The organism is Amycolatopsis sp. lyj-84 (assembly GCF_046549075.1).
In the GTDB taxonomy this organism is placed as follows: Bacteria; Actinomycetota; Actinomycetes; order Mycobacteriales; family Pseudonocardiaceae; genus Amycolatopsis.
In genome coordinates, this window is record NZ_JAJPWO010000022.1 from 54,117 (window position 1) to 78,182 (window position 24,066).

Annotated in this window: 23 protein-coding genes and 1 other RNA gene; 19 read left to right on the top strand and 5 right to left on the bottom strand. The window is 69.2% G+C overall.

Features of this window, described 5'->3' with window-relative positions; all coding sequences use genetic code 11:
* Positions 1 to 56: 56 nt before the first annotated feature.
* Together ACLJRM_RS41330 and ACLJRM_RS41335 are read left to right on the top strand one after the other, a co-directional pair.
* Positions 57 to 806: a response regulator transcription factor gene (locus tag ACLJRM_RS41330; RefSeq protein ID WP_101611202.1), complete on the top strand. Its 750-nt coding sequence runs from the start codon at positions 57 to 59 to the stop codon at positions 804 to 806.
* On the top strand, positions 784 to 2,256 hold the full coding sequence (locus tag ACLJRM_RS41335; RefSeq protein WP_410666149.1) for a sensor histidine kinase: 1,473 nt from the start codon (positions 784 to 786) through the stop codon (positions 2,254 to 2,256). The genes ACLJRM_RS41330 and ACLJRM_RS41335 overlap by 23 nt, the downstream gene beginning before the upstream one ends.
* Before the next feature lies 1 nt (position 2,257).
* Here ACLJRM_RS41335 and ACLJRM_RS41340 read toward each other — a convergent pair whose 3' ends face one another.
* Complete coding sequence (locus ACLJRM_RS41340; RefSeq protein WP_410666150.1) at positions 2,258 to 3,148, bottom strand: serine/threonine dehydratase; 891 nt, start codon at positions 3,146 to 3,148, stop codon at positions 2,258 to 2,260.
* 46 nt (positions 3,149 to 3,194) lie between these two features.
* Here ACLJRM_RS41340 and ffs point away from each other — a divergent pair.
* Positions 3,195 to 3,289: signal recognition particle sRNA small type (gene ffs / locus ACLJRM_RS41345), an RNA gene on the top strand.
* Between the two features lie 113 nt (positions 3,290 to 3,402).
* Here the strand turns inward: ffs and ACLJRM_RS41350 are convergent.
* Complete coding sequence (locus ACLJRM_RS41350) at positions 3,403 to 4,236, bottom strand: spermidine synthase (protein ID WP_410666151.1); 834 nt, start codon at positions 4,234 to 4,236, stop codon at positions 3,403 to 3,405.
* A gap of 30 nt (positions 4,237 to 4,266) precedes the next feature.
* On the opposite strand from ACLJRM_RS41350, the gene ACLJRM_RS41355 reads away from it, so the two are divergent.
* A complete protein-coding gene (locus ACLJRM_RS41355) occupies positions 4,267 to 6,345 on the top strand; it encodes a DNA polymerase III subunit gamma and tau (protein WP_410666152.1) in 2,079 nt (692 codons plus the stop codon).
* A 60-nt stretch (positions 6,346 to 6,405) separates the two neighbouring features.
* On the opposite strand, the gene ACLJRM_RS41360 is transcribed toward ACLJRM_RS41355, so the two are convergent.
* Entirely contained in the window at positions 6,406 to 7,248 is an 843-nt protein-coding gene (locus ACLJRM_RS41360) for an N-acetylmuramoyl-L-alanine amidase (protein ID WP_101611197.1), read from the bottom strand.
* 89 nt (positions 7,249 to 7,337) lie between these two features.
* Here ACLJRM_RS41360 and ACLJRM_RS41365 point away from each other — a divergent pair, with 89 nt between their 5' ends.
* Both ACLJRM_RS41365 and recR read left to right on the top strand, forming a co-directional pair.
* Complete coding sequence (locus tag ACLJRM_RS41365; protein WP_005166259.1) at positions 7,338 to 7,694, top strand: YbaB/EbfC family nucleoid-associated protein; 357 nt, start codon at positions 7,338 to 7,340, stop codon at positions 7,692 to 7,694.
* A 1-nt stretch (position 7,695) separates the two neighbouring features.
* Positions 7,696 to 8,292: a recombination mediator RecR gene (recR, locus tag ACLJRM_RS41370; protein ID WP_101611196.1), complete on the top strand. Its 597-nt coding sequence runs from the start codon at positions 7,696 to 7,698 to the stop codon at positions 8,290 to 8,292.
* Between the two features lie 89 nt (positions 8,293 to 8,381).
* On the opposite strand, the gene ACLJRM_RS41375 is transcribed toward recR, so the two are convergent.
* A complete protein-coding gene (locus tag ACLJRM_RS41375; protein ID WP_101611195.1) occupies positions 8,382 to 9,494 on the bottom strand; it encodes a UDP-N-acetylglucosamine 2-epimerase in 1,113 nt (370 codons plus the stop codon).
* Positions 9,495 to 9,555: 61 nt separating this feature from the next.
* Here ACLJRM_RS41375 and ACLJRM_RS41380 point away from each other — a divergent pair, with 61 nt between their 5' ends.
* From ACLJRM_RS41380 to ACLJRM_RS41435, 12 genes are all read left to right on the top strand, one after another.
* The gene (locus ACLJRM_RS41380) at positions 9,556 to 10,572 is read left to right on the top strand and encodes a glycosyltransferase family 2 protein (protein ID WP_101611194.1); all 1,017 of its coding nucleotides are present in this window, start codon (positions 9,556 to 9,558) and stop codon (positions 10,570 to 10,572) included.
* Positions 10,569 to 11,867, top strand: a complete 1,299-nt coding sequence (locus ACLJRM_RS41385; protein WP_410666153.1) for a hypothetical protein — start codon at positions 10,569 to 10,571, stop codon at positions 11,865 to 11,867. Before ACLJRM_RS41380 ends, ACLJRM_RS41385 begins: the two co-directional genes overlap by 4 nt.
* 73 nt (positions 11,868 to 11,940) lie before the next feature.
* Positions 11,941 to 13,917 (top strand): DUF6541 family protein, encoded by a 1,977-nt coding sequence (locus ACLJRM_RS41390; protein WP_101611192.1) that lies wholly within the window; start codon positions 11,941 to 11,943, stop codon positions 13,915 to 13,917.
* A gap of 59 nt (positions 13,918 to 13,976) precedes the next feature.
* On the top strand, positions 13,977 to 14,678 hold the full coding sequence (locus tag ACLJRM_RS41395; RefSeq protein ID WP_101613585.1) for a glycosyltransferase family 2 protein: 702 nt from the start codon (positions 13,977 to 13,979) through the stop codon (positions 14,676 to 14,678).
* A 12-nt stretch (positions 14,679 to 14,690) separates the two neighbouring features.
* Entirely contained in the window at positions 14,691 to 15,128 is a 438-nt protein-coding gene (locus tag ACLJRM_RS41400; RefSeq protein WP_101611191.1) for a DUF2304 domain-containing protein, read from the top strand.
* Between the two features lie 44 nt (positions 15,129 to 15,172).
* Positions 15,173 to 15,670 carry a uridine kinase gene (locus tag ACLJRM_RS41405; protein ID WP_174720477.1) on the top strand — a complete coding sequence of 166 codons (498 nt, stop codon included), beginning with the start codon at positions 15,173 to 15,175 and terminating at the stop codon, positions 15,668 to 15,670.
* Positions 15,671 to 16,117: 447 nt separating this feature from the next.
* Positions 16,118 to 17,659: an ABC transporter substrate-binding protein gene (locus ACLJRM_RS41410; protein WP_101611189.1), complete on the top strand. Its 1,542-nt coding sequence runs from the start codon at positions 16,118 to 16,120 to the stop codon at positions 17,657 to 17,659.
* A gap of 85 nt (positions 17,660 to 17,744) precedes the next feature.
* Entirely contained in the window at positions 17,745 to 18,746 is a 1,002-nt protein-coding gene (locus ACLJRM_RS41415) for an ABC transporter permease (protein WP_101611188.1), read from the top strand.
* Positions 18,743 to 19,678 carry an ABC transporter permease gene (locus tag ACLJRM_RS41420; RefSeq protein ID WP_101611187.1) on the top strand — a complete coding sequence of 312 codons (936 nt, stop codon included), beginning with the start codon at positions 18,743 to 18,745 and terminating at the stop codon, positions 19,676 to 19,678. Before ACLJRM_RS41415 ends, ACLJRM_RS41420 begins: the two co-directional genes overlap by 4 nt.
* A 6-nt stretch (positions 19,679 to 19,684) precedes the next feature.
* The gene (locus ACLJRM_RS41425) at positions 19,685 to 20,680 is read left to right on the top strand and encodes an ABC transporter ATP-binding protein (protein WP_101611186.1); all 996 of its coding nucleotides are present in this window, start codon (positions 19,685 to 19,687) and stop codon (positions 20,678 to 20,680) included.
* Entirely contained in the window at positions 20,677 to 21,795 is a 1,119-nt protein-coding gene (locus ACLJRM_RS41430) for an ABC transporter ATP-binding protein (protein WP_101611185.1), read from the top strand. Before ACLJRM_RS41425 ends, ACLJRM_RS41430 begins: the two co-directional genes overlap by 4 nt.
* A 141-nt stretch (positions 21,796 to 21,936) precedes the next feature.
* Positions 21,937 to 22,578: an SDR family oxidoreductase gene (locus tag ACLJRM_RS41435; RefSeq protein ID WP_410666154.1), complete on the top strand. Its 642-nt coding sequence runs from the start codon at positions 21,937 to 21,939 to the stop codon at positions 22,576 to 22,578.
* On the opposite strand, the gene ACLJRM_RS41440 is transcribed toward ACLJRM_RS41435, so the two are convergent.
* Positions 22,571 to 23,134, bottom strand: coding sequence for a CGNR zinc finger domain-containing protein (locus ACLJRM_RS41440; RefSeq protein ID WP_101611183.1), 564 nt, complete (start codon positions 23,132 to 23,134; stop codon positions 22,571 to 22,573). The two genes, ACLJRM_RS41435 and ACLJRM_RS41440, sit on opposite strands and share 8 nt — an antisense overlap.
* A gap of 87 nt (positions 23,135 to 23,221) precedes the next feature.
* On the opposite strand from ACLJRM_RS41440, the gene ACLJRM_RS41445 reads away from it, so the two are divergent.
* On the top strand, positions 23,222 to 23,920 hold the full coding sequence (locus ACLJRM_RS41445; protein ID WP_101611182.1) for an SDR family oxidoreductase: 699 nt from the start codon (positions 23,222 to 23,224) through the stop codon (positions 23,918 to 23,920).
* Positions 23,921 to 24,066: the final 146 nt, after the last annotated feature.

Genomic DNA, 24,066 nt, shown 5'->3' on the forward strand with positions numbered 1-24,066 from the left:
GGAAACGCACAGGCGGGACACAGGGAAGGCTCACCGGCGCCGCCCAGGATGGCAGCATGACCAGTGTGAACGTCCCTTCGTCCGGTTCCGCGAAGGCGGGCCTGCGCCGCGCCGACGGCAGCCCCGTGCGGGTGCTGGTCGTCGACGACGAGGCGACCTTGTCCGAACTCGTGTCGATGGCCCTGCGGATGGAGGGCTGGGACATCCGCACCGCCGCCGACGGCACCGAGGCGGTCCGCGTCGCCAGGGAATTCCGGCCGGACGCGGTGGTGCTGGACGTCATGCTGCCGGACATGAGCGGGCTGGACGTCCTGCGCCGCCTGCGTTCCGAGGTGCCGAACCTGCCGGTGCTGTTCCTGACCGCGAAGGACGCGGTGGAGGACCGGATCGCCGGTCTCACCGCGGGCGGCGACGACTACGTCACCAAACCGTTCAGCCTGGAGGAAGTCGCCCTGCGGCTGCGCGCGCTGCTCCGGCGCGCGGGCGGGGTCGCCGGGCCGAGCGGTTCGACGCTGGTCGTCGGCGACCTGACCCTGGACGAGGACAGCCGCGAGGTGCACCGCGGCGGCGATCCGGTGCCGCTGACCGCGACCGAGTTCGAACTGCTGCGCTATCTCATGCGCAACCCGAAGCGCGTGCTGTCGAAGGCACAGATCCTCGACCGCGTGTGGAGCTACGACTTCGGCGGCCAGGCCAACATCGTCGAGCTGTACATCTCCTACCTCCGCAAGAAGATCGACGCCGACAGGGAACCGATGATCCACACGATGCGCGGCGCCGGATATGTCCTCAAGCCCGCGGGCTAGGCGGCCGTGGTCCCTGCGGCGGCGGCTGATCGCGCAGGTCGCGGGGCTGCTCGCGCTCGTCTGCCTGGTGGTGGGCGTGGTGACCGAACTGGCGTTGCGGGACATCCTGATCGACCAGCTCGACGCCCGGCTCGACGAGACCAGCCAGCGTGCCGGCCGCCCGCCGCCTTCGGGCCGCCCCGGCGGGGAAAGGGTTCCCGAGGGTTTGCGGGCCTACGGCCAGAGCACCGGTTCGTTGTTCGTGAGCGTGTTCCCGGACGGTCGTGTGCTCGCCGCGGTGCTGCGGTCCAGTTACGACGCGAAGATCCTCGACCCGTTCCCGCACGACGAGATCACCCGGACCCAGATCGACACCTTGCTGCGGTCGGCGCCGGGCAGCGAGCCCAGCGATGTGAACCTCGGGCCGCTCGGTGAGTACCGCGTGGTGGCGAAGCCGCTTTCCAACGGCGGCATCTCGATCACCGGACTGCCCACCAAGGACGTCACGGACACGTTGTGGAACCTGGGTTTCATCTTCGGCGGGGTCGCCGTCGGCGGCATCGTGCTGGCGGGCGCGCTCGGCGCGGTGACCGTGCGCCGCACCATGAAACCTCTCGACCGGCTGGCCGCCACCGCGACCAGGGTCGCCGAACTCCCGCTGGACCGCGGCGAGGTCGCACTGTCCGAACGAGTGTCCGAAGTGGACACCGACCCGCGGACCGAGGTCGGCAAGGTCGGCTTCGCGCTCAATCGCATGCTCGGCCACATTTCCCACGCGCTGTCCGCCCGTCAGGCCAGCGAGAGCCGGGTGCGCCGGTTCGTCGCGGACGCCAGCCACGAACTGCGGACCCCGCTCGCGGCCATCCGCGGCTACGCGGAACTCACCCGGCGGTCCGGCTCCGAGGTGCCGCCCGACATCGCCTTCGCGATGGGACGGGTGGAATCGGAATCGACGCGGATGACCGGGCTGGTCGAGGATCTGCTGCTGCTCGCGCGGCTCGACTCCGGCCGTCCGGTGGTGCACGAACCTGTCGATCTCTCCCGGCTGGTCGCGGACGCCGTCGCCGACGCGCACGTCGCCGGGCCGGAGCACAGGTGGCTGCTGGAGGTCCCGCCCGAACCGATCACCGTCCTCGGCGACGCGGATCAGCTGCACCAGGTGGTGATCAACCTGCTGGGCAACGCCCGCACCCACACCCCGGCCAGCACCGAGGTCGCCACCTCTCTGTCCATAGTGGATTCCCTGGCGACACTGTCCATTGTCGACGGAGGGCCGGGGATCCCGCCGGAGATCCTCCCGGACGTCTTCGAACGGTTCGCCCGCGGCGACGATTCGCGGTCGCGGGCGGCGGGCAGCACCGGACTCGGCCTGGCCATCGTCGCGGCCGTCGTCGGCGCGCACGGCGGGCAGGTCCGGGTCACCAGCCGCCCGGGGCGGACGGAGTTCCAGGTCCGGTTGCGGGCCGCCTGATTCAGGGAGTCCATTCGCTGTTGGCGCCGCACAGGATGACGCAGGGCAGCTCGCCCTCGGTCCGCCCGGCCAGCCACGCGGCGAACGGCACCGCGGCGGCCGGTTCGACGGCGAGGCGGAACTCCTCCCAGAGCCGGTCGCGCGCGGCCAGCAGTTCCGCGTCGCTGACCAGCACCGACGTCACCCTGTCGCGGAGCACGCCGAAGGGCACGCTTCCGATCCTGGTCGCGCCCAGCGCGGACGCCGCCACCGAGTCGATCTCCACGTCCACCGGCCCGCCCGCCTCCAGTGCCGCGCCGAGCGCGCGGCACCGCTCCGGCTCGACGGCGAACGTCGGCAACCCGGCCAGCGACGTCCCGGCGACCAGACCCCCACCGCCGACCGCGACCAGGAACGCGTCGACGTCCGGCGCGTCCTGGATCACTTCGGCCGCCACAGTGCCCTGACCGGCGATAACGGCGGGATCGTCGTACGCGTGCAGGTACCGCGTACCAGGCTCGGAGGCGGCTTCGAGCGCCTTCGCGGCCGCCTCGGCGTACGTCGCTCCATGACGGATGAGCTTCGCGCCCGCCGCCTCGATCCGGGCCGTCTTCGCCTGCGGAGCCGACTCCGGCACAAACACCGTCGCGGGCAGATTCAGCAGCGAAGCCGCCATCGCCACGCCCAGCCCGTGGTTACCGCCGGACGCCGTCAGCACCCGCTCCGGCGACGGCCCGCTCACCAGCGCGTTCACCGCGCCCCGCAGTTTGAACGACCCGCTCCGCTGCAGATGTTCCAGTTTGAGGACCAGGGGGCGCCCGTCGACCTCGGCGCGCAACACCGGCGTGCGTCGCACGAACGGGTGGACGGCTTCGGTTGCTTGGAGGACATCGGCCCAGGTCGGAGTACTCATACCCCCCACTGTCCTCCATACCGGGACGGGAGTGACTACACTGGTCCTCGGACCCCGCGCGGCGTCCATCTTGTGAACCTCCCCAGGGCCGGAAGGCAGCAAGGATAAGCAAGCTCTGACGGGTGCGCGGGGTCCCCTTGATTTTTGGGGTGCAACCCCAAACCCGCCCGGCGGGGCTTCGCCCCCCGGACCCCCCACGGTTGGTCGCTCAGGTGACCAAGGTGCGGTGATCAGTGTGCGGTGAGCAGCGGGGCTCAGAAGATTCCGAAGACGTCTTTTGGCGGGATCGGCGACGGTAGGGACTCCGCGTCGGTGATGGGGCGCGCTTTGCCTTGCAGGTCGCGGAGGTCGTTTCCTGCCACGCAGCGGGCCGGGTAGGCGGACGAGGCGGCCCGGCGGGTCAGGTCCGGCACGGGGAGTTCCGTGCGGGACGCGGCGACCACGATGTTGCCGAAGCGGCGGCCCCGGAGGACGCCGGGTTCCGCGAGCAGGACCAGGTGCGGGAACGACGTCGCCAGTGTCGCCAGGAACCGGCGAAGGAACGGCAGGTTCGGGCCGTCGGAGACGTTGGCGACGTAGGTTCCCGCCGGCCGGAGGACCCGCGCGACCTCGTTCGTGAACTCCACGGTCGCGAGCCCGCCGGCGAGTACCCCGCGTTCGAAGGCGTCCACGATGACCAGGTCGGCCGAAGCGTCGTACCGGCCGGAGACGCCTTCGCGGCCGTCGCCGACACGCACCTTCAGCCCCTTCAAGCCCAACTGCTCGCGGACGAGCGCGACGAGTTCGCCGTCGGCGTCGAAGACCAGTTGCCGTGAGCGTGGCCGTGCGGCGGCGACGTACCGGGGGAGCGTGCAGGCCGCCCCGCCGACGTGCAGTGCGTCGAGCGGGCCTTCGCCGAGGCAGTCGACGACGTCGGCGATCCGGCGGATGTAGTCGAACTCCAGATCCGTGGGGTCGTCGAGGTCGACGTGCGACTGGGCGACACCGTCGACCGAGATCGTCCAGGCGTTGGCGCGGTCGGCGTCACGGATCAGTTCGGCGGTGCCGAAGCGGACCGGATACGTGCCTGGGGTCGGTGCTGGTCTCACCCTGTCGGCCCCTCCCGGTAGTCTCGCCGCGTGGCTCTAGCTCTATACCGAAAGTACCGTCCGGCTACCTTCGCCGAGGTCGTCGGGCAGGAGCATGTGACCGATCCGCTGCGCATCGCGCTGGCGGCAGGCCGGATCAACCACGCCTACCTCTTCTCCGGCCCACGCGGCTGCGGAAAAACGTCGAGCGCGCGCATCATGGCGCGTTCGCTGAACTGCGCCAAGGGCCCGACGCCGGATCCGTGCGGCGAGTGCAACTCGTGCCGCAACCTCGCGCCCGAAGGCCCCGGCAGCGTCGACGTCACCGAGCTCGACGCGGCCAGTCACGGTGGTGTCGACGACGCCCGTGAGCTGCGGGACAGGGCCTTCTACGCCCCGGCGGACTCGCGCTACCGCGTCTTCATCATCGACGAGGCGCACATGGTCACCACGCAGGGCTTCAACGCCCTGCTGAAGATCGTGGAAGAGCCGCCGGAGCACCTGATCTTCATCTTCGCGACCACCGAACCGGACAAGGTGCTGCCCACCATCCGGTCGCGGACGCACCACTACCCCTTCCGCCTGATCCCGCCCAAGTCGATGCGGGAACTGCTCGAACGCAACGTCGCCGCCGAGGGCGCGCAGGTCGAGCCCGCGGTGTACCCACTGGTCATCCGCGCGGGCGGTGGTTCCGCGCGGGACACGCAGTCGGTGCTGGACCAGTTGCTCGCGGGCGCCGGGCCGGATGGCGTCGACTACCCGCGTGCGGTGTCCCTGCTCGGCGTCACCGACGTCGCGCTCATCGACGGCATGGTCGACGCGCTGGCCGCGGACGACGCGTCCGCGGTGTTCGGCACCGTCGAGAGCCTCGCCGAGGCCGGGCACGACCCGCGCCGGTTCGCCACCGACCTGCTCGACCGCCTGCGCGACCTGGTGATGCTGCGTTCGGTGCCGGACGCGGGTGAGCGCGGACTGGTCTCCGCGCCGGACGACGAGCTCAAGAAAATGAAGGAGCAGGCGGGCAAACTGGAGCCCGCCACGCTCTCGCGCTACGCCGACATCGTCCACAGTGGACTCCTGGAGATGCGGGGCGCGACCTCGCCGCGGCTGGTGCTGGAACTGCTGACGGCGCGGATGTTGCTGCCGTCGGTCGCCGAGGGCACCGACGCGCTGCTCGCCCGCCTCGAACGACTCGAGCGCCGCGCCGCTTCGGCACCGGCCCCCGTCGCAGGTGCCGTCCAAGCCGCGCCTGCCGCGCCGGTCGCTCAGTCCGCGCCGGTCGCGCAATCCGCTCCGGCACCGGCTCCCGCGGCTCCCGCGGGTGAGCCCGTGCGCGAGTTCCAGCGGCCGTCGCAACGGTCCGCCGCTCCCGCCCAGCAGCCCGAGCCCGCCCGGCAACCCGCACCGGCGCCTCAGCCCGTCGCGCGTCCCGAGCCGGCCGCCGAACGCCCTGCCCCGCAGCGACCTTCCGCGCCCACTCCGCCTCCTGCCGCGCCCGCGCCTGCGGCGGCGGCAGTGTCGTCGCCGTCGGCGGGCGGGACGGACACGGAAGGGATCCGCGGCCGCTGGCCGAACGTGCTGACCGCGATCCGCAAGGCCCCCGGCGGCACCGTGACGGCGTCGATGCTGACGCAGGCCAGTGTGGCGAACGTCGAGGGCAACGCCGTCACGCTCACGCACAACGCCGAACCCCTGGCGCGGCGGCTTTCCGAGCCGCACAACGCGGAGCGCATCGCGGCCGCGTTCAAGGAGGTCTTCGGCGGCGACTGGCAGGTGCGGTGCGTCCACGGCGCCGCACAGGCCCGGCAGGCCTCGGCTCCCAAGGCCGCTGCGGCGGCGCCGCCGTCCGGGCCCGAGCGGTCCTTCACCCGCCGGTCCGCCGAGGCGCCCGGTGCCGCTCCGGCGCCTCCGCCGCCGAAGCCGGAGCCCCAGCGGCCGAAGGTGGCGACAACCGAGCCGGACATCCCGCTCCCGCCCGAGCCGGTCGAGGACGACGAAGAGCTCTACTCCGAGGACGCGAGCCCCGCGCCGCCTCCTCCTCCGCTCCCGCCCGACAAGGACCCGGAAGAGATCGCCAGGAAGCTGCTCACCGACCACCTCAACGCGCGCCCGCTCGAAGAGCGCAACTAGTCCTCTGCATGCGGTAGTTGCGCGTGCAAGGACCGCAACCAGAGGACTAAACGCGAGGGGTCAGCCCGCGAGGTAGTCCGCGATGGCCTTCGCGATGACGGCGGCATACTGCTGGCGGCCTTCTTCGCTCGACATCGTCGCGGCCTCGGCGGCGTTGCGCATGTTCCCGCATTCGACGAGCGCGACGGGCCGGGTCGAGAGGTTGAGCCCACCGAGGTCGGCGCGCGGCGCGAGGCCGTTCGTGCCCAGGTAGGTCGACGTCGGGAAGCCGCCGGCGCGGATGCCGTCTCGCAACGCCGTCGCGAGTCTCGTCGAGGGCTCGCCCTGCTGGGCGTTCAGGGGCGGGGCCGAATACGCGACGTGGAAGCCGTGCGCGCCCGCGGAATTCGAGCCGTCGGCGTGGATCGACACGACCGCGTCCGCCCCGGAGTCGTTCCCGATCGCGGCACGCTCGTTGACGCACGGCCCGACGCCGGTGTCGTTCTGCCGGGTGAGGATGACCCGGATCCCCTTGGCGCTCAAGGCTTCCGAGATCCGCTGCGAGACGTCCCAGGTGAACGCGTGCTCGGAATAGCCGGAATTCGTCGACGTTCCGGTGGTGTTGCACGGTTTCGTCTTGCCGCGCCCGGCCGGGACCTGCTTGTTGATCTCACCGGGCCTGCCGGAGTTGCCGCCGTTGTGACCGGGATCCAGCACGACGACCTTGCCCGTCTTCGGCTGCGACGTGGCGGGAGGCGGCTGGGGCGCGCTCGAAGGCGGCACGCTCGGCGCGGAACTCGGCTGCGGGAGGGTGGTGAGGACGGTCGTCGTCCCCGGGGCGGCCGGAGTCGGCGGCGGTGCCGCGGGGGTCTCCACGCCGCACGCCGTGAACAGCGCCAATCCGATCGCCACCACAAGACCCATCCGTCGTCGCACGGCGCCAACGGTGCCACACGAGTGACGGCTAGGCTGGTAGGCGGCACAGGATTTTCCAGGAGAGGACCGATCGGATCATGGTGCAACCCGGTGGCGGCTTCGACCTGTCGCAGATCATGCAGCAGGCCCAGCAGATGCAGCAGAAGCTGGTCGAGGCCCAGGAAGAGCTGGCCAACACGGAGGTGACCGGCACCTCCGGTGGCGGCCTCGTCACCGCGACCGTGTCCGGCGACAGCCAGCTCAAGTCGTTGGCCATCGATCCCAAGGTGGTCGACCCCGACGACGTCGAGACCCTGTCCGACCTGGTCGTCGCGGCCGTGCGGGACGCCTCGGCCAACGCGCAGAAGCTCACGGAACAGAAGCTCGGCCCGCTCGCCGGCGGCCTCGGCGGCGGGATGCCGGACCTCGGCGGCTTCCCCGGGCTCGGCGGCTAGCTTGTACGAGGGTGTCGTCCAGGATCTGATCGACGAGCTCGGGCGACTGCCCGGCGTCGGTCCCAAAAGCGCGCAGCGGATCGCCTTCCACCTGCTGGCGGCCGATCCCGCGGACATCGCGCGGTTGCAGGAAGTGCTCGGCAAGGTCAAGGAAGGCGTGCAGTTCTGCGAGATCTGCGGCAACGTCTCGGAACAGGAGACCTGCCGGATCTGCCGCGACACCCGCCGCGACCTCACGGTCATCTGCGTGGTCGAGGAGCCGAAGGACGTGCTCGCCGTCGAACGGACGCGCGAGTTCAAGGGCCGCTACCACGTACTCGGCGGCGCACTGGACCCGTTGTCCGGCATCGGGCCGGAGCAGCTGCGCATGCGTGAGCTGCTCGCGCGGATCGGTGGCGCGGAGATCAGCGAGATCATCATCGCGACCGACCCGAACACCGAAGGCGAGGCGACCGCGACGTACCTCGTGCGGATGCTCCGCGACTTCCCCGGCCTGTCGGTGACCCGGCTCGCTTCGGGCCTGCCGATGGGCGGTGACCTGGAGTTCGCGGACGAGCTGACGCTGGGCCGCGCGCTTTCGGGGCGGCGGGCGCTCTAGGTTCCGGATGCTATGAAAGGCCCGTTACTCGCAAATTTTGCAAGTAACGGGCCTTTCATAGCGCGCGCGGAGCGCGAAAAGCGAAGGCGTCAGCAGTAGCCGAGGCGCGCCAGCGTGTCGACGATGATCTCCGACGGGTGGAACTTCTCGACCCAGGACTCACCGCGGCGGTTCTGGTAGGTGTCGAGGAAGTTCTGCAGCTTGTCCCCGCGCATCTCGGTCAGCACGACGGTCTCGCCGAGGTGCTGCGGCGTCTCGGTGCGCTCGCGGTGCACGGCGCACGGCAGGCCGAGGTAGTAGCACTCGGCCGAAAGGCCGCCCGAGTCGGTGACGACGTACTCGGCGCGCGCGACCAGCGGCAGGAACTTCAGGTACCGCATCTTCGGCTGGATGATGAAGTTCTTCTCGTCGAAGAGGTTCGCCAGGCCCAGCGCGCGGATCTTTTCGCGCTCGGGCGCGCCCGCCATGTAGAGGATCGGCATCTGCTTGCTCTGCTCGCGCAGGATCTCCAGCGCCTCGCGGTACTTGTCCGCGCGCGAGACCAGCTCGAAGCGGTGCAGGGTGGCGAGGCCGAACTTCTCCGGCAGCCCTTCGAGGTCGAGCGGCCCGTTGATGGCCAGCCGCATCGCGTCGATCGCGGTGTTCGCCTCGGTGTCGACGACGACGCCGCGGGCGTTGCGGAGGTTGTTCACCTCACGCGCGCTCGGCGCGAAGTGCATGTCGACGATCTTCGCGGCGATCTTCCGGTTCAGCTCCTCCGGCAGCGGCGACATGATGCTGCCCGACCGCGCGCCCGCCTCGACGTGCCCGACCCGCGACTTGAGGATCCGCTTCCCGATGAGCGAGCCGTACGGCGTGGTGAAGGTGTCGCCGTGCACCAGCACGAGCGGGGGACGGCCGTCCTCGACCAGCGCGGCCTTCAGCTCGGCGCGGCGGCTCCACGCGGTGCGCAGCACCTGCGCGGCCCAGCCCGGCACCTGCGCGGGCGACTCCAGGTTGTGCGCCTTCTCCTTCGGGACCAGCCAGACGTCGGGCTCCGGGAGGTTCAGGTCGGCGAGAACGTCCGAGACCTCGTCGACGTGCTGAGCGGTGAACCAGATCTTCGGCCGGACCCCGCGTTCGAGGATGCCGTGGTAGACCGGCGCGATTTTGATCAGTTCCGCCGTGGTGCCGAGAATGAAGGAAATCACCGGAAGAGCCATTCTGTCGGGGTCTGCGGTGCCCGAAGGATACTGGTGGGCCGCGCAAGGTAGCCTCGCCGGGGTGAGTGCGAATTCGCTCCTCCCGGCCCTGTCCGTCGTGATCCCGGTCTACAACGAGCAGGACTGGATCGACCGCAGTGTGGGCGCGCTGATCGCGTCGGCACAGGCGGCGAACTGGCCGGTCGAGGTCGTCGTGGTCGACGACGGTAGCACCGACGGCACCGGCGACAAGCTGGCCCGGCTGCAGGAGCTGTACGGCATCACCGTCCTCACCCAGCCGAACAGCGGCCGGTTCGAGGCGCGCCGGGCGGGCATCGCGAAGGCGTCCGGGACGCAGATCCTGCTGCTCGACAGCCGCGTGATCGTGGATTCCTCCTCGCTCGTCTTCCTTCGGGACCAGCTCGTCGACCACCCCGAGCGCACGGTGTGGAACGGTCACATCAACGTCGCGTCCGAACACAATCCGTATGCGGGATTCATGGCCGGGCTGGTCAAGATCCCGTGGCGCCGTTATTGCGCGAACCCGCGGTTGATGTCGTTCGGTATCGAAGAGTTCGACGTCTTCCCGAAAGGCACCGGATTCTTTTCAGCGCCGAAGGACGTTCTCGAGGATTCGTCCAACGCGTTCGAGTCGCTCTTCGAAGACGTCCGTTTCGCCAGTGACGACACGGGTGTTCTGCGCTGGATCGCCGAACGCCACCGTATCTTCCTCGCCCCGGAGTTCTCCGCGACCTACCACGGCCGCGATTCGTTCAAGAAGTTCGTCGGGCAGTCGTATTTCCGCGGCACCACGTTCGTCGATTCGTATCTCGCGTCGCCCGGGCCCGCGCGCAACGGCCTGTTCGCCGCGATGGCCGTCGGCGTGCTCGGGCTCGGTATCGCCGCGAAGCGCCCGAAGACCGCCGTCACGCTGGCCGCCGTCGGATCGACAGCCGCCGGTTTCGCGGTGACGAAGTTCGGCGCGACCAAGGCCGAGGCCAAGGCGGTCGCCCAGCTCACGCCCGTGTTCGCCGCCGGATTCGGGGCGGGCGCGCTGCGCGGCCTCTTCCTGGCGCTGCGGGCCCGGCTGCGTAAATGAGCACCGCGGTGACTGGCGAGAAACTGGCGAAGGACACCGGCAAGTCCGCCGGGCGGATCGGCGTCTACCTGCTGATCGCGATCGCGCTCGGCTATGTCTTGACCGTCGTCTGGGGCCGGACGCTGTCCAAGGCCGACAACGCTGTCCTGCTCTCCTTCTGGGGAATGTTGATGGGGCTGGGCGCCGCCCTGTCCCCGCTGGAGCAGGAGATCTCGCGCCAGTCCGCGCACGCCGCGCTCGAAGGCCGCAAGGCCGGACGGCCGGCGGTCCTCGCCTTCGTCACCAGCGCGATCGCCGTGGTGGTCGTCGGCCTGGTCACCCTGCTCCCGCCGATCACGGACAAGGTCTACGGCGGCCAGTTCGCGCTCGCCGTGATCGTGCTGGCGGGCGGCCTTTCGTTCGCCTTCCAGTTCGCCGCGCGCGGCCTGCTCATCGGCCAGGACCACGTCCGGTCCTACTCCTGGCTGATCCTCGTCGAAGCGGCCGTGCGGATCCTCGTGGTCGGCGCGCTGGTGGTCGCCGGGCTCACCCAGCTGTACTGGTTCGCCATCGCCGCCGCGACCGGCTCGTTCGCTTGGCTGCTCTTCGCCCGCGGCGCGGCCCGCCTGGTCGACCCCAAACTCGACGCCGACGAGCCCGCGAAGCCGATCGTCACGAACATGCTCATGCTGCTCGCGGGCGCCGGGCTCACCGCGAGCGTCATCACCGGCTACCCGGCGCTGGTCAGCCTGCTCGCGCCCGGCGGTGACAAGGACAAGCTCGGCGTGCTCTTCCTCGCCCTGTTCGTGGCCAGGACGCCGCTCACGCTGATGGCGCCGGTCCAGGCGCTCGCCGTCCCGACCGTGGTGCGCCTGTCCAGCACCGAGGAGGGCAAGCACCGGCTGCGCAGGCTGCTCGCGCTCGGCTCGATGGCCGCGCTCGCGCTCGCGGCCCTCGGCGCGCTGATCGGCTGGCTGATCGGCCCGTGGGTGGTCCGCCTGGTCTACGGCGCCAAGAACGATCCCGAGGCCTGGTGGATGGCCGGGCTGGTCTGGTCGTCGGTGCTGCTGGCCACGATGCAGCTGCTCGCCGCCGTCCTGGTCGCGCAGGCGAAGGCCAAGAAAGTACTGATCACCTGGGCCGCCGTCGTCGTCGCGACCGCGCTGGTCCTGCTGTTCTTCCCCGGCGACACCGTCGTGCGTGCCGTCGTGGGTCTCGCCGCGGGTCCGACGGTCGGGCTCCTGGTGGTCATGGCGTTCGTGGTGAGAGGCACCCCCGGGACGGGCAACGCACAGCCGTCCGAAACGTCTCGATAGTGTGGCCGCGCCATCGCGCGCCGCGAACGGGGTGGCGTTTCTTAACGCCGAATAGGGTTGGACAGCGAATTCGATGAACGTTCTTTTGGTGTTGCTGGCGTTCTGGCTGCCGGGGCTCGTCTTCGGCGCCGCGATCAGGCTGCGCGGCTGGACCCTCGCCGCCGCGGCCCCGCTGCTGACCTTCGGCCTCGTCGCCATCGGCATCCCGATCCTCGGCGGTTTCGGCATCCGCTGGAACATGCTGAACGTCGGCCTGTGGGTCCTGCTGCTGTCGGTCGTCGGTTTCGGCCTCTCGTTCCTCGTGCTCCGCTTCACCGCGAAACGTCACCCCGACTGGGACGAAGACGACGAGGACGCGCCGAGCCGTTCTTTGGGTGACCACCTGCTGATCGGCGCCGGTGTCCTGGTCGGGCTCGGCGTCGGCACGGTGACCTTCCTGCGCGGTTCGCACACCCTGGAGAACGTCCAGCAGGGCTGGGACGCCCCGTTCCACGGCAACCTCGTGCGCTGGATCGCCGAGCACGGTGACGCGCGCGCGTCGACGGTCGGCACCATCGCGAACCTGCCGAACCAGACCGACTACTTCTACCCGGACACCTATCACGCGCTGCTCGCCCTGGTCTTCGGCAAGGGCGGCCTGACGATGATGCCGACGCTGAACCTGGCGGCGCTCATGGTCGTCCTGACCGTTCCACTCGGTGTCGCGGCGATGTGCCGCGCCTGGCGCATGCCGGTCCTCGCGACCGCCGCCGCCGCGGCCGTGTCCACCTGGTTCACCGCGTTCCCGTACGACTCGCTGTGGCGCGGCCCGCTGTGGCCGTACGTCGCGGGCGTGGCGCTCGTGCCCGCGATGCTCGCGCTCGCCCGTCTGCTGCTCAAGCCGCACGGCATCGCCGGGCCGGTCGCGATCGGCGTCGGCGTCGCCGGGCTGGCAGGCCTGCACACCAGCCTGATCTTCGTGATCATGGTCTATTTCCTGCTGATCCTGCTCGCGGTGCTGTTCCGCCTCGAGAAGATCGGCTGGCGCCGCAGCGCCGCCTCGCTGGTGGCGACGATCGCGATGGCGGCCATCCTCGGCGTGCCGCAGGTCCTGCCCGCGCTCTACAACGCGGGCGGCGTGACCAGCGCGTACTGGGCGTCGGAAACCAGCGTGTCCGGCGCGCTCGGGCAGACCATCACGTTCTCGCCGATGGCGGCCTTCCCGCAGTGGTGGATCGGCATCCCGGCGATCATCGGGGTGTTCTTCCTGGTCCGGCACCGGCGGATGCTCTGGATGGTCGGCGCGTACGTCGTCCTCGGCGGCCTGTTCGCCGCGACGATCTCGCTGGAGACCCCGCTCATCCACACCCTGACCGGGCCGTTCTACAACGACCACTGGCGGCTCGGCGCGCTCGTGCCGCTGGCGGGCGCCGTCGCGTTCGGCGAGTTCGTGCACACCGCGTCGGGCAAGTTCGCCGACAAGATCCGCGAGCGGAAGCCGAACCTGAACCCGGTCACCGCGGCCATCGCGGGCGCGCTGGTGATCGGGCTGGTCGTCACGGTGCTGAGCCGCGGCGGCTACATCGGCCGCAACTCCGCGCGGCTCGCGCTGAACTACGGCGCGGACGGCCCCTCGGTCAGCAAGGGCGAGGAAGAGGCCTACGCCTGGCTCGGGAAGCACGTCGTACCGGGCGAGCGCGTCATGAACGACAAGGCCGACGGCTCGGTGTGGATGTACGCCCTTTCCGGGGCCCAGCCGGTCGAGTGGACCAACTACGGCGCCGAGTTCACCACCAAGGCGGGCTGGCTCAGCGTGTTCCTGAACGACATCAACCGCGATCCGCGCGTGCGCGCCGCGCTCACCGATCTCAAGGTGCGCTACGTGCTCGTCGGCAAGGGCAAGGTGGCCCCCAACGCGCAGTCCGCGGTGGGCCTCCAGCGCCTCGACATCACTCCGGGTTTCAAGCGCGTCTTCCACAACCCCGACGCGTCGGTTTACGAAATCGAAGGTCAGCAAGGTGTGGTCGCCGCCGGCGCCACCACCGGGTCCGACACCGCTCACGGCCAGTAAGAAGATAGAGTGATCCAGTGTCCAGTACGTCCGTGACCACGCGTCGCGTACTCATCGTGATGCCTGCCTTGAACGAGCAGGCCACTGTCGGCGCGGTCATTTCCCAGGTCAAGCAGTCCTTGCCGGGCATGGACGTGCTGGTGGTGGACGACGGTTCGTCCGACGACACGGCCAGGCTCGCCCGTGCGGCGGGCGCGGAGGTGGCCCGCCTGTCGGTCAACCTCGGCGTCGGCGGGGCGATGCGCACCGGCTTCCGGTACGCGGCCGCCCGCGGCTACGACGTCGTCGTCCAGGTGGACGCCGACGGCCAGCACGACCCCGACGAGGTCGCCGCCCTGCTCGACGCGCTCGACGACGCGGACATCGCGATCGGTTCGCGGTTCGCGGGCAAGGGTTCGTACAAGGCGAGCGGCCCGCGGAAATACGCGATGGTCGTCCTCTCGCTCGTTTTCTCCCGGCTCGGGAAGACCAGGCTCACCGACGTGACCTCCGGGTTCAAAGCGATGGGCCCGAAGGCGATCAAACTGTTCGCGGGGTACTACCCGGCCGAATATCTCGGCGACACGGTCGAGTCGCTGGTGATGGCGATCCGTGCCGAACTGAAGATCAAGGAAATCCCGGTGATCATGCGGGAACGGATCGGCGGGACGCCGAGCCATTCCCCGGTGAAATCGGCCGTCTACCTCGGCCGAGCCGGACTCGCCCTGCTGCTGGCGCTGGTGCGCCGCCGCCCCGCCGTCGACTCGTCGGATTCGGCGTAAAAGGAGCTGATTATGGCTGGCTGGCGCATTCTCAGCATCGTTGTCGCCTGTCTTGTGCTGTTCGTCGTCCTCGAGATGATGCGACGGCGGAAACTGCGGGAAAAGTACGCGGGTGTTTGGCTCGTCCTCGCCATCGGCGTGGTGGTGCTCGCCCTCGTTCCGCAGGCCGCCGACTTCATGGCCCGCATAACCGGCGTCCAAACGCCGTCGAACTTCGTATTCCTCTTGGCCGGTGTGGTGCTGGCGCTGGTCGCGCTGCACCTGTCGACCGAGGTCGGGCATCTCGAAGAAGAGGTCCGGACCTCTGTCGAGGAGATCGCGCTGCTCCGCTGTGAACTCGCCGACGCCCAGCGTGACCTGGAAGAACGCGTCGCCGCGCTCGAAGCCAGGACGGCGACGCCCGACAACGTCAAAGGGCTCCCCGAAGTGAGCCCCGCACGCGCACGCTGATCGACGCGATCCTGGCGGCCCCGCCCCGGCTGGGCGCCGTTCGCGTGCTCGCCATCGACGGGCCTTCCGGAGCCGGGAAGTCCACACTGGCCGGAAAGATCGTCGCGGACCTCGGCGGCCGCGGAATCCGTGCCGCCCTGGTCAGTACCGACGAATTCGCCACCTGGGAAGAGCCCGTTTCGTGGTGGCCGCGACTGGAAACCGGTGTCCTGGAGCCATTGCGCGCGGGCGAGCCGGGCGGCTACCGGCGGATGGACTGGTCCAGCGGCGTCCCTCTGCCGGGTGAAGAAGTCGAGCTCGACGTCCCCGACGTCCTGGTGCTGGAAGGCGTTTCCAGTGGCAGGGCGCGGATCCGGCCGTCGTTGTCCCTGCTGGTCTGGCTGGACGGCGGGAGCGAAACCGAGCTCCTCGACCGCGGCGCGGGCCGGGACGGCGAGGCATCGCGGGCGGAGCTGCGGCGCTGGCAGCTGTTCGAACGCGGCTGGTTCGCCGTCGACGGGACCGAGGCCGCGGCGGATCACGTGGTCACGCCATGGTCGTGAGTGGCGATCTCGCTACCCGGCCGGGGGTTGTCCACTTCTGTCAGTGAACCATTGAGCCTAGTGGCGGACACCCATTTGTGTTAGTGACCCGGCACTCTGCGCGTTAGTGGTGCTGAATTGATTACGCTCCGTCCGGAATTGCCGACACTTTGCGGTCGTATTGGTCTTCGTGTAGCGCGATCGTAACCTCGCGTGCTTAAGTGCGGGCCGAGTTCCCGCTAGTGTCGGCGGGCACACCGATCGTCCGCGGAGTTCGAGTTTCCGATCGACGCCGGCGGTGACTAAAACACCGAAATTCTCCTCAAGGGGTGCCAGATGCAGCAACTGCGGGTGACCCGAGCACGCCGTGTGGCCCTGATCGGGCTTGCCGGCGCACTCGCGGTCTCCATTTCCGCCTGTGCCGATTCGAAGCGTGAAGAAGGCGCAGGGGGTGGTTCAGGAGGCACCATGGTCTTCGGCGCCGCCGGTAACCCGAAGACTTTCGACCCGCTCTTCAACGACGACGGTGAGACCTTCCGCATCATCCGCCAGATGATGGACACGCTGATCATGAACAAGCCGGGCACCGCGGATCTCGAGCCCGGCCTTGCGGAGAAGTGGGAAGGCAGCAACGAAGGCAAGACTTGGACCTTCTCGCTGAAGAAGGGCGTCAAGTTCCACGACGGCACCCCGTTCAACGCCGAAGCGGTCTGCTTCAACTTCAACCGCATGTTCAACATGAAGGGCGCCGCCGCCCAGAGCCAGATGATCTACTACGGCGACGTCTTCGAGGGCTTCGCCAAGAACGAGGGTGACGCTTCCGGCGCCCCGGTGTTCAAGGACTGCCAGGCCAAGGACGAGTCGACCGCGATCCTGAACCTGAACAAGGCCAAGGGCGCGTTCCCCGCCGCCTTCACGCTGCCGTCGCTGTCGATCCAGAGCCCGGACGCGCTGAAGAAGTACAACGCCGACAACGTCACCCAGAGCGGCGACTCGTTCGCCTACCCGGAGTACGCCACGGCGCACCCGACCGGCACCGGCCCGTTCAAGTTCGAGAGCTGGGACCAGGCCAAGGGTGAGATCACGCTGTCGAAGGCGACCGACTCGCCGACCCAGACGGCCAAGCTCGACAAGCTGGTCTTCAAGGTCATCCCGGACGAGAACGCCCGCAAGCAGGCGCTGAAGGCCGGCGACATCCAGGGCTTCGACTACCCGTCGCCCGCGGACTACGGCCTGCTGCGCAACGACGGCGAGCAGGTGCTCATCCGCCCGTCGTTCAACATCCTGTACCTGGGCATCAACCAGAAGAACAACCCGAAGCTGAAGGACCTCAAGGTCCGGCAGGCGCTGGCCTACGGCCTCAACCGCGACCAGTTCGTGAAGTCGAAGCTCCCCGAGGGCGCCGAGACCGCGACCCAGTTCGTGCCGAAGGCGATCGACGGCTACAACGACGGCGTCACCAAGTACCCGTTCGACCGCGAGCGCGCCAAGCAGCTTCTCAAGGAAGCCGGCGCCGAGGGCATGACGCTGAAGTTCTACTACCCGACCGAGGTCACCCGGCCGTACATGCCGAACCCCGCCGACATCTTCACCTCGCTGTCCGAGGACATGAAGGCCATCGGCATCAAGGTCGAGGCGATCGCCAAGCCGTGGAACGGTGGTTACAAGGACGACGTCCAGAAGGCAGGCAAGCAGGACGTCCACCTGCTCGGCTGGACCGGTGACTACAACGACGCCGGTAACTTCGTCGGCACGTTCTTCGGCCGCGAGAAGGCGGAGTTCGGGTTCACCAACCCCGAGCTGTTCAGCGCCCTCTCCGCCGCGGACGCCGCCCCCGCCGGTGAGGCGCACACCAAGGCGTACCAGGAAGTCAACAAGCAGATCATGGACTACCTGCCCGCCATCCCCATCTCCTACGGCCCCCCGGCGATCGTCGTCGGCCCGAAGGTGAAGGGCCTGGTCGCCAGCCCGCTGACCGACGAGCGCTTCTACACCGTCACGGTCAACTGATCCACCACCACTGAGTCGCAGGGGGTGGGTGCTACCGCACCCGCCCCCTTCGGCCCATTCCCGGGCTGGCAACAAAGGAACGCACGTGCTCCGTTTTCTCGTGCGTCGGCTGCTACAAGCGATACCGACGCTCTTGATCCTGTCCATTTTGATCTTCGCCTGGCTCCGGTCACTGCCCGGTGGTCCCGCCGGCGCCCTCCTGGGTGACAAGGCGACCCCGGAGAAGATCGCCGACCTCAACCGGATTCTCGGCCTCGACGATCCGATCTTCGTCCAGTACTTCAAATTCCTCGGCCGGGCCATCACCGGCGACTTCGGCAACTCGCTGGTCTCCGCCCAGCCGGTCATGTCGGAGATCGGGAACTTCCTTCCCGCCACTCTCGAACTCGGCTTCTGCGCGATGCTGATCGCGGTGGGCCTCGGTATCCCGTTCGGTTACCTGGCCGCCCGGTTCCGCGGCGGGGCCGTCGACAACGTCATCATCGTGCTTTCGCTGGTCGGCGTCGCCGTGCCGGTGTTCTTCCTCGGTTACATGATGCAGGACGTACTCGCCGCCCCGCTGGGACTTCCGTCGCAGGGCCGCCAGATGGCCGGGCTCGACGCCACCACGGTCACCGGCTTCGCGGTCTTCGACGGCATCATCACCCAGGAATGGGACGCCGCCTGGGACGCGATCACCCACTTGATCCTTCCCGCGTTCGCGCTCGCCACCATCCCGCTCGCGGTGATCGTCCGGATCACCCGCGCGTCGGTGCTGGACGTGCTCAACGAGGACTTCATCCGCACGGCCAACTCGAAGGGCCTGACCCAGCCGGTCGTCCGGCGCCGTCACGTGCTCCGCAACGGTCTGCTGCCGGTGGTCACCGTCATCGGCCTCCAGACCGGCGCGCTGCTCGGTGGCGCCGTGCTGACCGAGCGGGTGTTCAACTTCCGCGGCCTCGGCTTCCTGCTCGCCGAAGGCATCGAGCGGCGTGACTACCCGCGTCTGCAGGCGCTGCTGCTGTTCGGCGCGCTGGTCTACGTGCTGGTGAACATGTTGGTCGACGTCTCGTACGGGCTCATCGACCCGAGGGTGCGTGTCCGATGAACACATTGCTGAACAAGAAGAAAGAGCCCATCGACAGGCTCGCCGAGTCGTCGGCGAAGGGGCGCAGCCTCGGCGGTGAGGCGCTGCGCCGGATGCTGCGGAGCCCGGTGGCCATCACCGGCGCCGTGATCACCGGCCTGTTCATCCTGGTGGCGATCCTGGCGCCGTTCATCGCGCCGAAGGACCCCTACGAGCGGTACCTGCAGAGCGAGGTCATCCTCGGCCAGGGAATCATCCCGGGCGCGCAGGCCGGCTTCCCGCTCGGTGTCGACGACTTCGGCCGCGACTATCTCTCGCGTCTGCTGGTCGGTGCCCAGAACACCCTGCTCGTCGGTGTGCTCGCCACGATCATCGGCGTCGTGGTCGGCATGATCATCGGCGGTCTCGCCGGTGCGTTCGGCGGCTGGGTCGACACGGTGCTGATGCGCCTGGTCGACGTCATGCTGTCGGTGCCTTCGCTGCTGCTGGCGATCTCGGTCGCCGCGCTGTTCCAGAAGCCGAGTCAGTGGACCGTGATCGTGGCGGTGTCGATGGTCGGCGTGCCGATCTTCGCGCGGTTGCTGCGCGGTTCGATGCTCGCGCAAAGACACAGCGACCACGTGCTCGCGGCGACGTCGCTCGGCGTCAAACGCGGTTCGATCGTGTTGCGGCACATGCTGCCGAACTCGCTCGGCCCGGTCATCGTGCAGGCCACGCTGACCCTGGCGACCGCGATCCTCGAGGCGGCCGCGCTGTCGTTCCTCGGTCTCGGCGACCCGGACCCGAACCGGGCGGAATGGGGCATCATGCTGAGCCGCAGCGCTCGGCAGTTCCTCGACATCCGCCCCGAGCTCGCGTACTACCCGGCCATCGCGATCATCATCGTCGCGCTCGGGTTCACGCTGCTCGGCGAGTCCTTGCGGGAAGCCCTCGATCCGAAGAACAGGCGGTGATTTCTGATGGCACTCCTCGAAGTACGCGACCTCAAGGTCGTTTTCCAGCGGCGCGGTGAGAAGCCGTTCACCGCGGTGGACGAGGTCAGTTTCGACGTCGAACCCGGCCAGACCGTCGGCCTCGTCGGCGAGTCCGGCTGCGGCAAGTCCGTGACGTCACTGGCGATCATGCGGCTGCTCGCGAAGCGCGGCAACCACGTCAGCGGTTCGGTGTCGTTCGAAGGCACGGATCTGCTTCGCCTGTCGGACAAGGAAATGCGGGACCGCCGGGGTCGTGACCTCGGCATGGTCTTCCAGGACCCGCTGTCCTCGCTGAACCCGGTCATCCCGATCGGCCTGCAGATCACCGAGGTGCTGGAGCGGCACCGCGGGATGTCGCGCAAGGTGGCGTCGGTGGAAGCGGCGGAACTGCTGGACAAGGTCGGCATCCCCGACCCGTCGCGGCGGCTTTCCGAGTACCCGCACCAGCTTTCCGGTGGCATGCGGCAGCGCGCGCTGATCGCGATCGCGCTGGCGTGCCGTCCGCGGCTGCTCATCGCCGACGAGCCGACCACCGCGCTCGACGTGACGATCCAGGCGCAGATCCTCGCGCTGCTGCGGGAACTGGTGCAGGACACCGGAACCGCGCTGGTCATGATCACGCACGACCTCGGTGTCGTCGCCGGTCTCTGCGACGAGGTCAACGTGCTCTACGGCGGCAAGATCGTCGAGCGCGCCGAACGGCACGCGCTGTTCGCCGAGCCGCGGCATCCGTACACGCACGGCCTGCTCGCCTCGATCCCGCGTCTCGACGCGGGCCGCGGCGAGAAACTGATTCCCATCAAGGGATCCGTCTCCGACAACATCCCGTGGGCCGGCGGTTGCGCCTTCGCGCCCCGCTGCCCGAACGCTCTCGGCGTGTGCCGGGAGGTTTCACCGCAGCTGACCCCCGATCGCGGTGGGCTGCTGCGCTGCCACAACCCGGTGATCCCGGCCGTGGCCGCACGAGGAGGGGCACGATGACCTCAGTGGTTCCGCAGCAGGAAGTGCTGCTCGAGGTCAACGACCTCAAGGTGCACTTCCCGATCAAGCGCGGCATCGTCGTCGACAAGACGGTCGGGCACGTGTACGCCGTCGACGGCGTCGACCTGGCCATCCGCAAGGGTGAAACCTACGGCCTGGTCGGCGAATCCGGCTGTGGCAAGTCCACTTTGGGCAGGGCGATCCTCCGGCTGACCGAGCTGACGAACGGCAACGTCGTCTTCGACGGGACGGACGTCGCCGGGCTCAAGGGCGAGGCGCTGCGCAAGGCCCGCCGCCGGATGCAGATGGTGTTCCAGGACCCGATGTCCTCTTTGGACCCCCGGCAGTCGGTGGAATCCATTCTGCGGGAAGGCATGAAGGCGCACGGCCTCGACAAGGACAAGGAAGCGACGGCCAAGCGGCTGCGCGAACTCCTGTCCGCCGTCGGGCTTCCCGAGTCCTCGCTGCGGAAGTACCCGCACGAGTTCTCCGGCGGCCAGCGCCAGCGCATCGGCATCGCGCGGGCGCTCGCCGTCGAGCCGGACCTGATCGTCGCCGACGAACCGGTGTCCGCGCTGGACGTCTCGGTGCAGGCGCAGGTGATCAACCTCCTGGAAGACCTGCAGCAGAAGCTCGGGCTCACCTACCTGGTGATCGCGCACGACCTCGCGGTGGTGCGGCACATCTCCGACCGCATCGGCGTGATGTACCTCGGCTCGCTGGTCGAAGAGGCCGACGCGGACGCGCTGTACGAGAACCCGCTGCACCCGTACACGCGGGCGCTGCTCTCGGCGATCCCCGTGCCGGACCCGGAGGTGGAGGACAACCGGGAGCAGATCCTGCTCGCGGGCGACCTGCCCTCGCCGGCGCGGCCGCCGTCCGGGTGCCGGTTCCACACGCGGTGCCCGTGGAAGCAGCAGAGCCTGTGCGACACCGACCGCCCGCAGCTGCGGGAGATCGGCGCCGGGCACCGGGTGGCCTGCCACTACGCGGAGGACATCCGTGACGGCCGGATCCGGCCGCACGAGGTCAAGGCGGAACTCGTCGAGTCCGGGGACCTGAACCCCGACATCGGCGGTCTGCCGGACGTCGGCTCGGCGGCCGAGATCCTGTAGGTCTTCGGGTCACCGAATGCCAGGAAAGGCCCGTTACTTGCAAATTTTGCAAGTAACGGGCCTTTCCTTGCACGGGGGGCCGCCACGCACGACCCTCGCGTGACCAGGCACGGGCCGCCGCCATCAGGCAGACTCGGTGTCATGCGGGTCACAGTGCTGGGTGCGTCGGGGCGGACGGGGATTCACGTGGTCCGGCTTCTGCGGGGGCGGGGACATCAGGTGCGGGCGGGCTTGCGCAGCCGTCGCCGGGCCGAGGAGGTCGCCGGGCTCGGCGCCGAAACCGTGGTCGCGGACGTCACCGCCGACGCGGACGACCTCGTCGAGGCCCTCGCCGGTTCCGAGGTGGTGATCAGCGCGATCGGCGCGCCCGATCCGGATCAGGCTTCGGTCGACCTGGTCGACCGCGACGGCGTGATCACCGCGATCCGCGCGGCGGAGAAGGCGGGCGTCGCGCGCTTCGTCCAGCTTTCCGCGCAGTTCGCGGATTCGCCGGATCAGGGCGATCGCCTGGTGCGCTCGATCCTGATGGCGAAGCAGATCTCCGACAGCATCCTCCGCCGCTCCAGCCTGAACTGGACGATCGTCCGTCCCGGCACGCTCACCGACGATCCGCCCACCGGGCACGTCAAGATCGCCGGTCACCTCGAACCGGGCCGGGTTTCCCGCGCCGACGTCGCCGCTGTCATGGTCGCGACCCTCGAGGAATCGTTGGCCGAGAACCAGGGGTTCGACGTCATCGGCGGCGACATCCCGATCCCGTCGGCGCTGTCTTCGTTCAGCTGAGCGCTTTCTTCCGCTCCCGCGACGCCCGCAGGTTCGCGACGTTCCCGCAGGTCTTCACGTCGTGCCAGACCCCGCTGTTGTTGCGCGAGACGTCGTAGAAGGCCGAACGGCAGCCGTCGAGGCGGCACAGTTTCAGTCGCGGCCAGATCCCGGACTGCTGCGCGAGCAGCGTCTCCGTCCACAGTGCCGACGCGAGCCAGTGCCGTCCGGTGCCGGACGGGAACAGCCGGACGACGCCGTCCCTCAGCGCCAGGTCCGCCTTGATCGGCTTCTCGACGGCCGCGTCGTCGCCGTCCAAGAGCGAAACAAACGACTTTCGCAGGTCTCGAAGCGCGCGAAGGTCGCCTGAGTCCAGCGTGATCTCGGGCACGTCGGCGTCCCGGGTCCGCGACCATTCCGCCAGCGCTTCGCCGACCCAGGGCCGCGCCAAGTCGGCGTCGCCCAGCAGGTCGAGGCCGTGCGTCTTGATCGCCTTCGTGTTGAGGAAGTCCTGAACGAGCGCCAGCCCCGAGGGGGCGGTGCGCAACCGGTACCGGTCCGTCGCGGTCCATGACATAGGTCAAGCGTACTTGACTCTGTCGGTGCGCGCCCCCATGCTGACGACAGAAGCAAAAGCCGAACACTTCTGTCAAGGGAGCAAGTCATGACCTCCATCGAGGGTGCCGTCGTCCTGGTCACCGGCGGGCAGCGCGGGCTCGGCAAGGCGTTCGTCACCGAACTGCTCGACCGCGGCGCCGCCAAGGTCTACGCGACCGCCAGGACGCCGCGCGAGGAGACCGATCCGCGGATCGTCCCGCTCCCGCTCGACGTCACCGACGCGGAGTCCGTCCGCGCGCTGACCGAGAAGGCGGGCGACGCCACGATCGTCTTCAACAACGCCGGCGTCCTCGGCCTCGGCTCGCTGCTGACCGAACACGTCGACGCGCACCGTCCGGTCTTCGAGACGAACGTCTTCGGCGCGCTGCGCATCGCGCAAGCGTTTGCGCCGCAGCTCAAGGACGGTGGCGCGCTGGTCAACGTCCACTCCGTCCTGTCGTGGGCCGCCGGTTCGGGTTCGTACGGCGCGTCGAAAGCCGCGTTCTGGTCGATCACCAACTCGCTCCGGATCGAGTTCGCCGAGCAGGGCACGCAGGTCGTCGGCGTCCACCTCGGCTACACCGACACCGACATGACCCAGGGCCTCGAGGTCGAGAAGAACGACCCGCGCGACGTCGCCCGCCAGGTCGTCGACGGCCTCGAAAAGGGCGAGACCGAGGTGCTCACCGACGACGTCACCCGCCGGGTGAAGGGCGCGCTGTCCGGGCCGGTCGAACACCTCGGCACCAGCCGGATCGGTGCGTAGAAAACCGCTGGCGGAAGCACTCCCGCCCAGGTAGCTTCGCCGCCATGTGTGCTTCCGCCTTCACCAGGACCCGCCGCGCCTAGCGGCGGATCCACGCGTCCAGCAAGGAACCGCCGCCCGAGCGAGTCATCGCCGGGCCTGCTCCA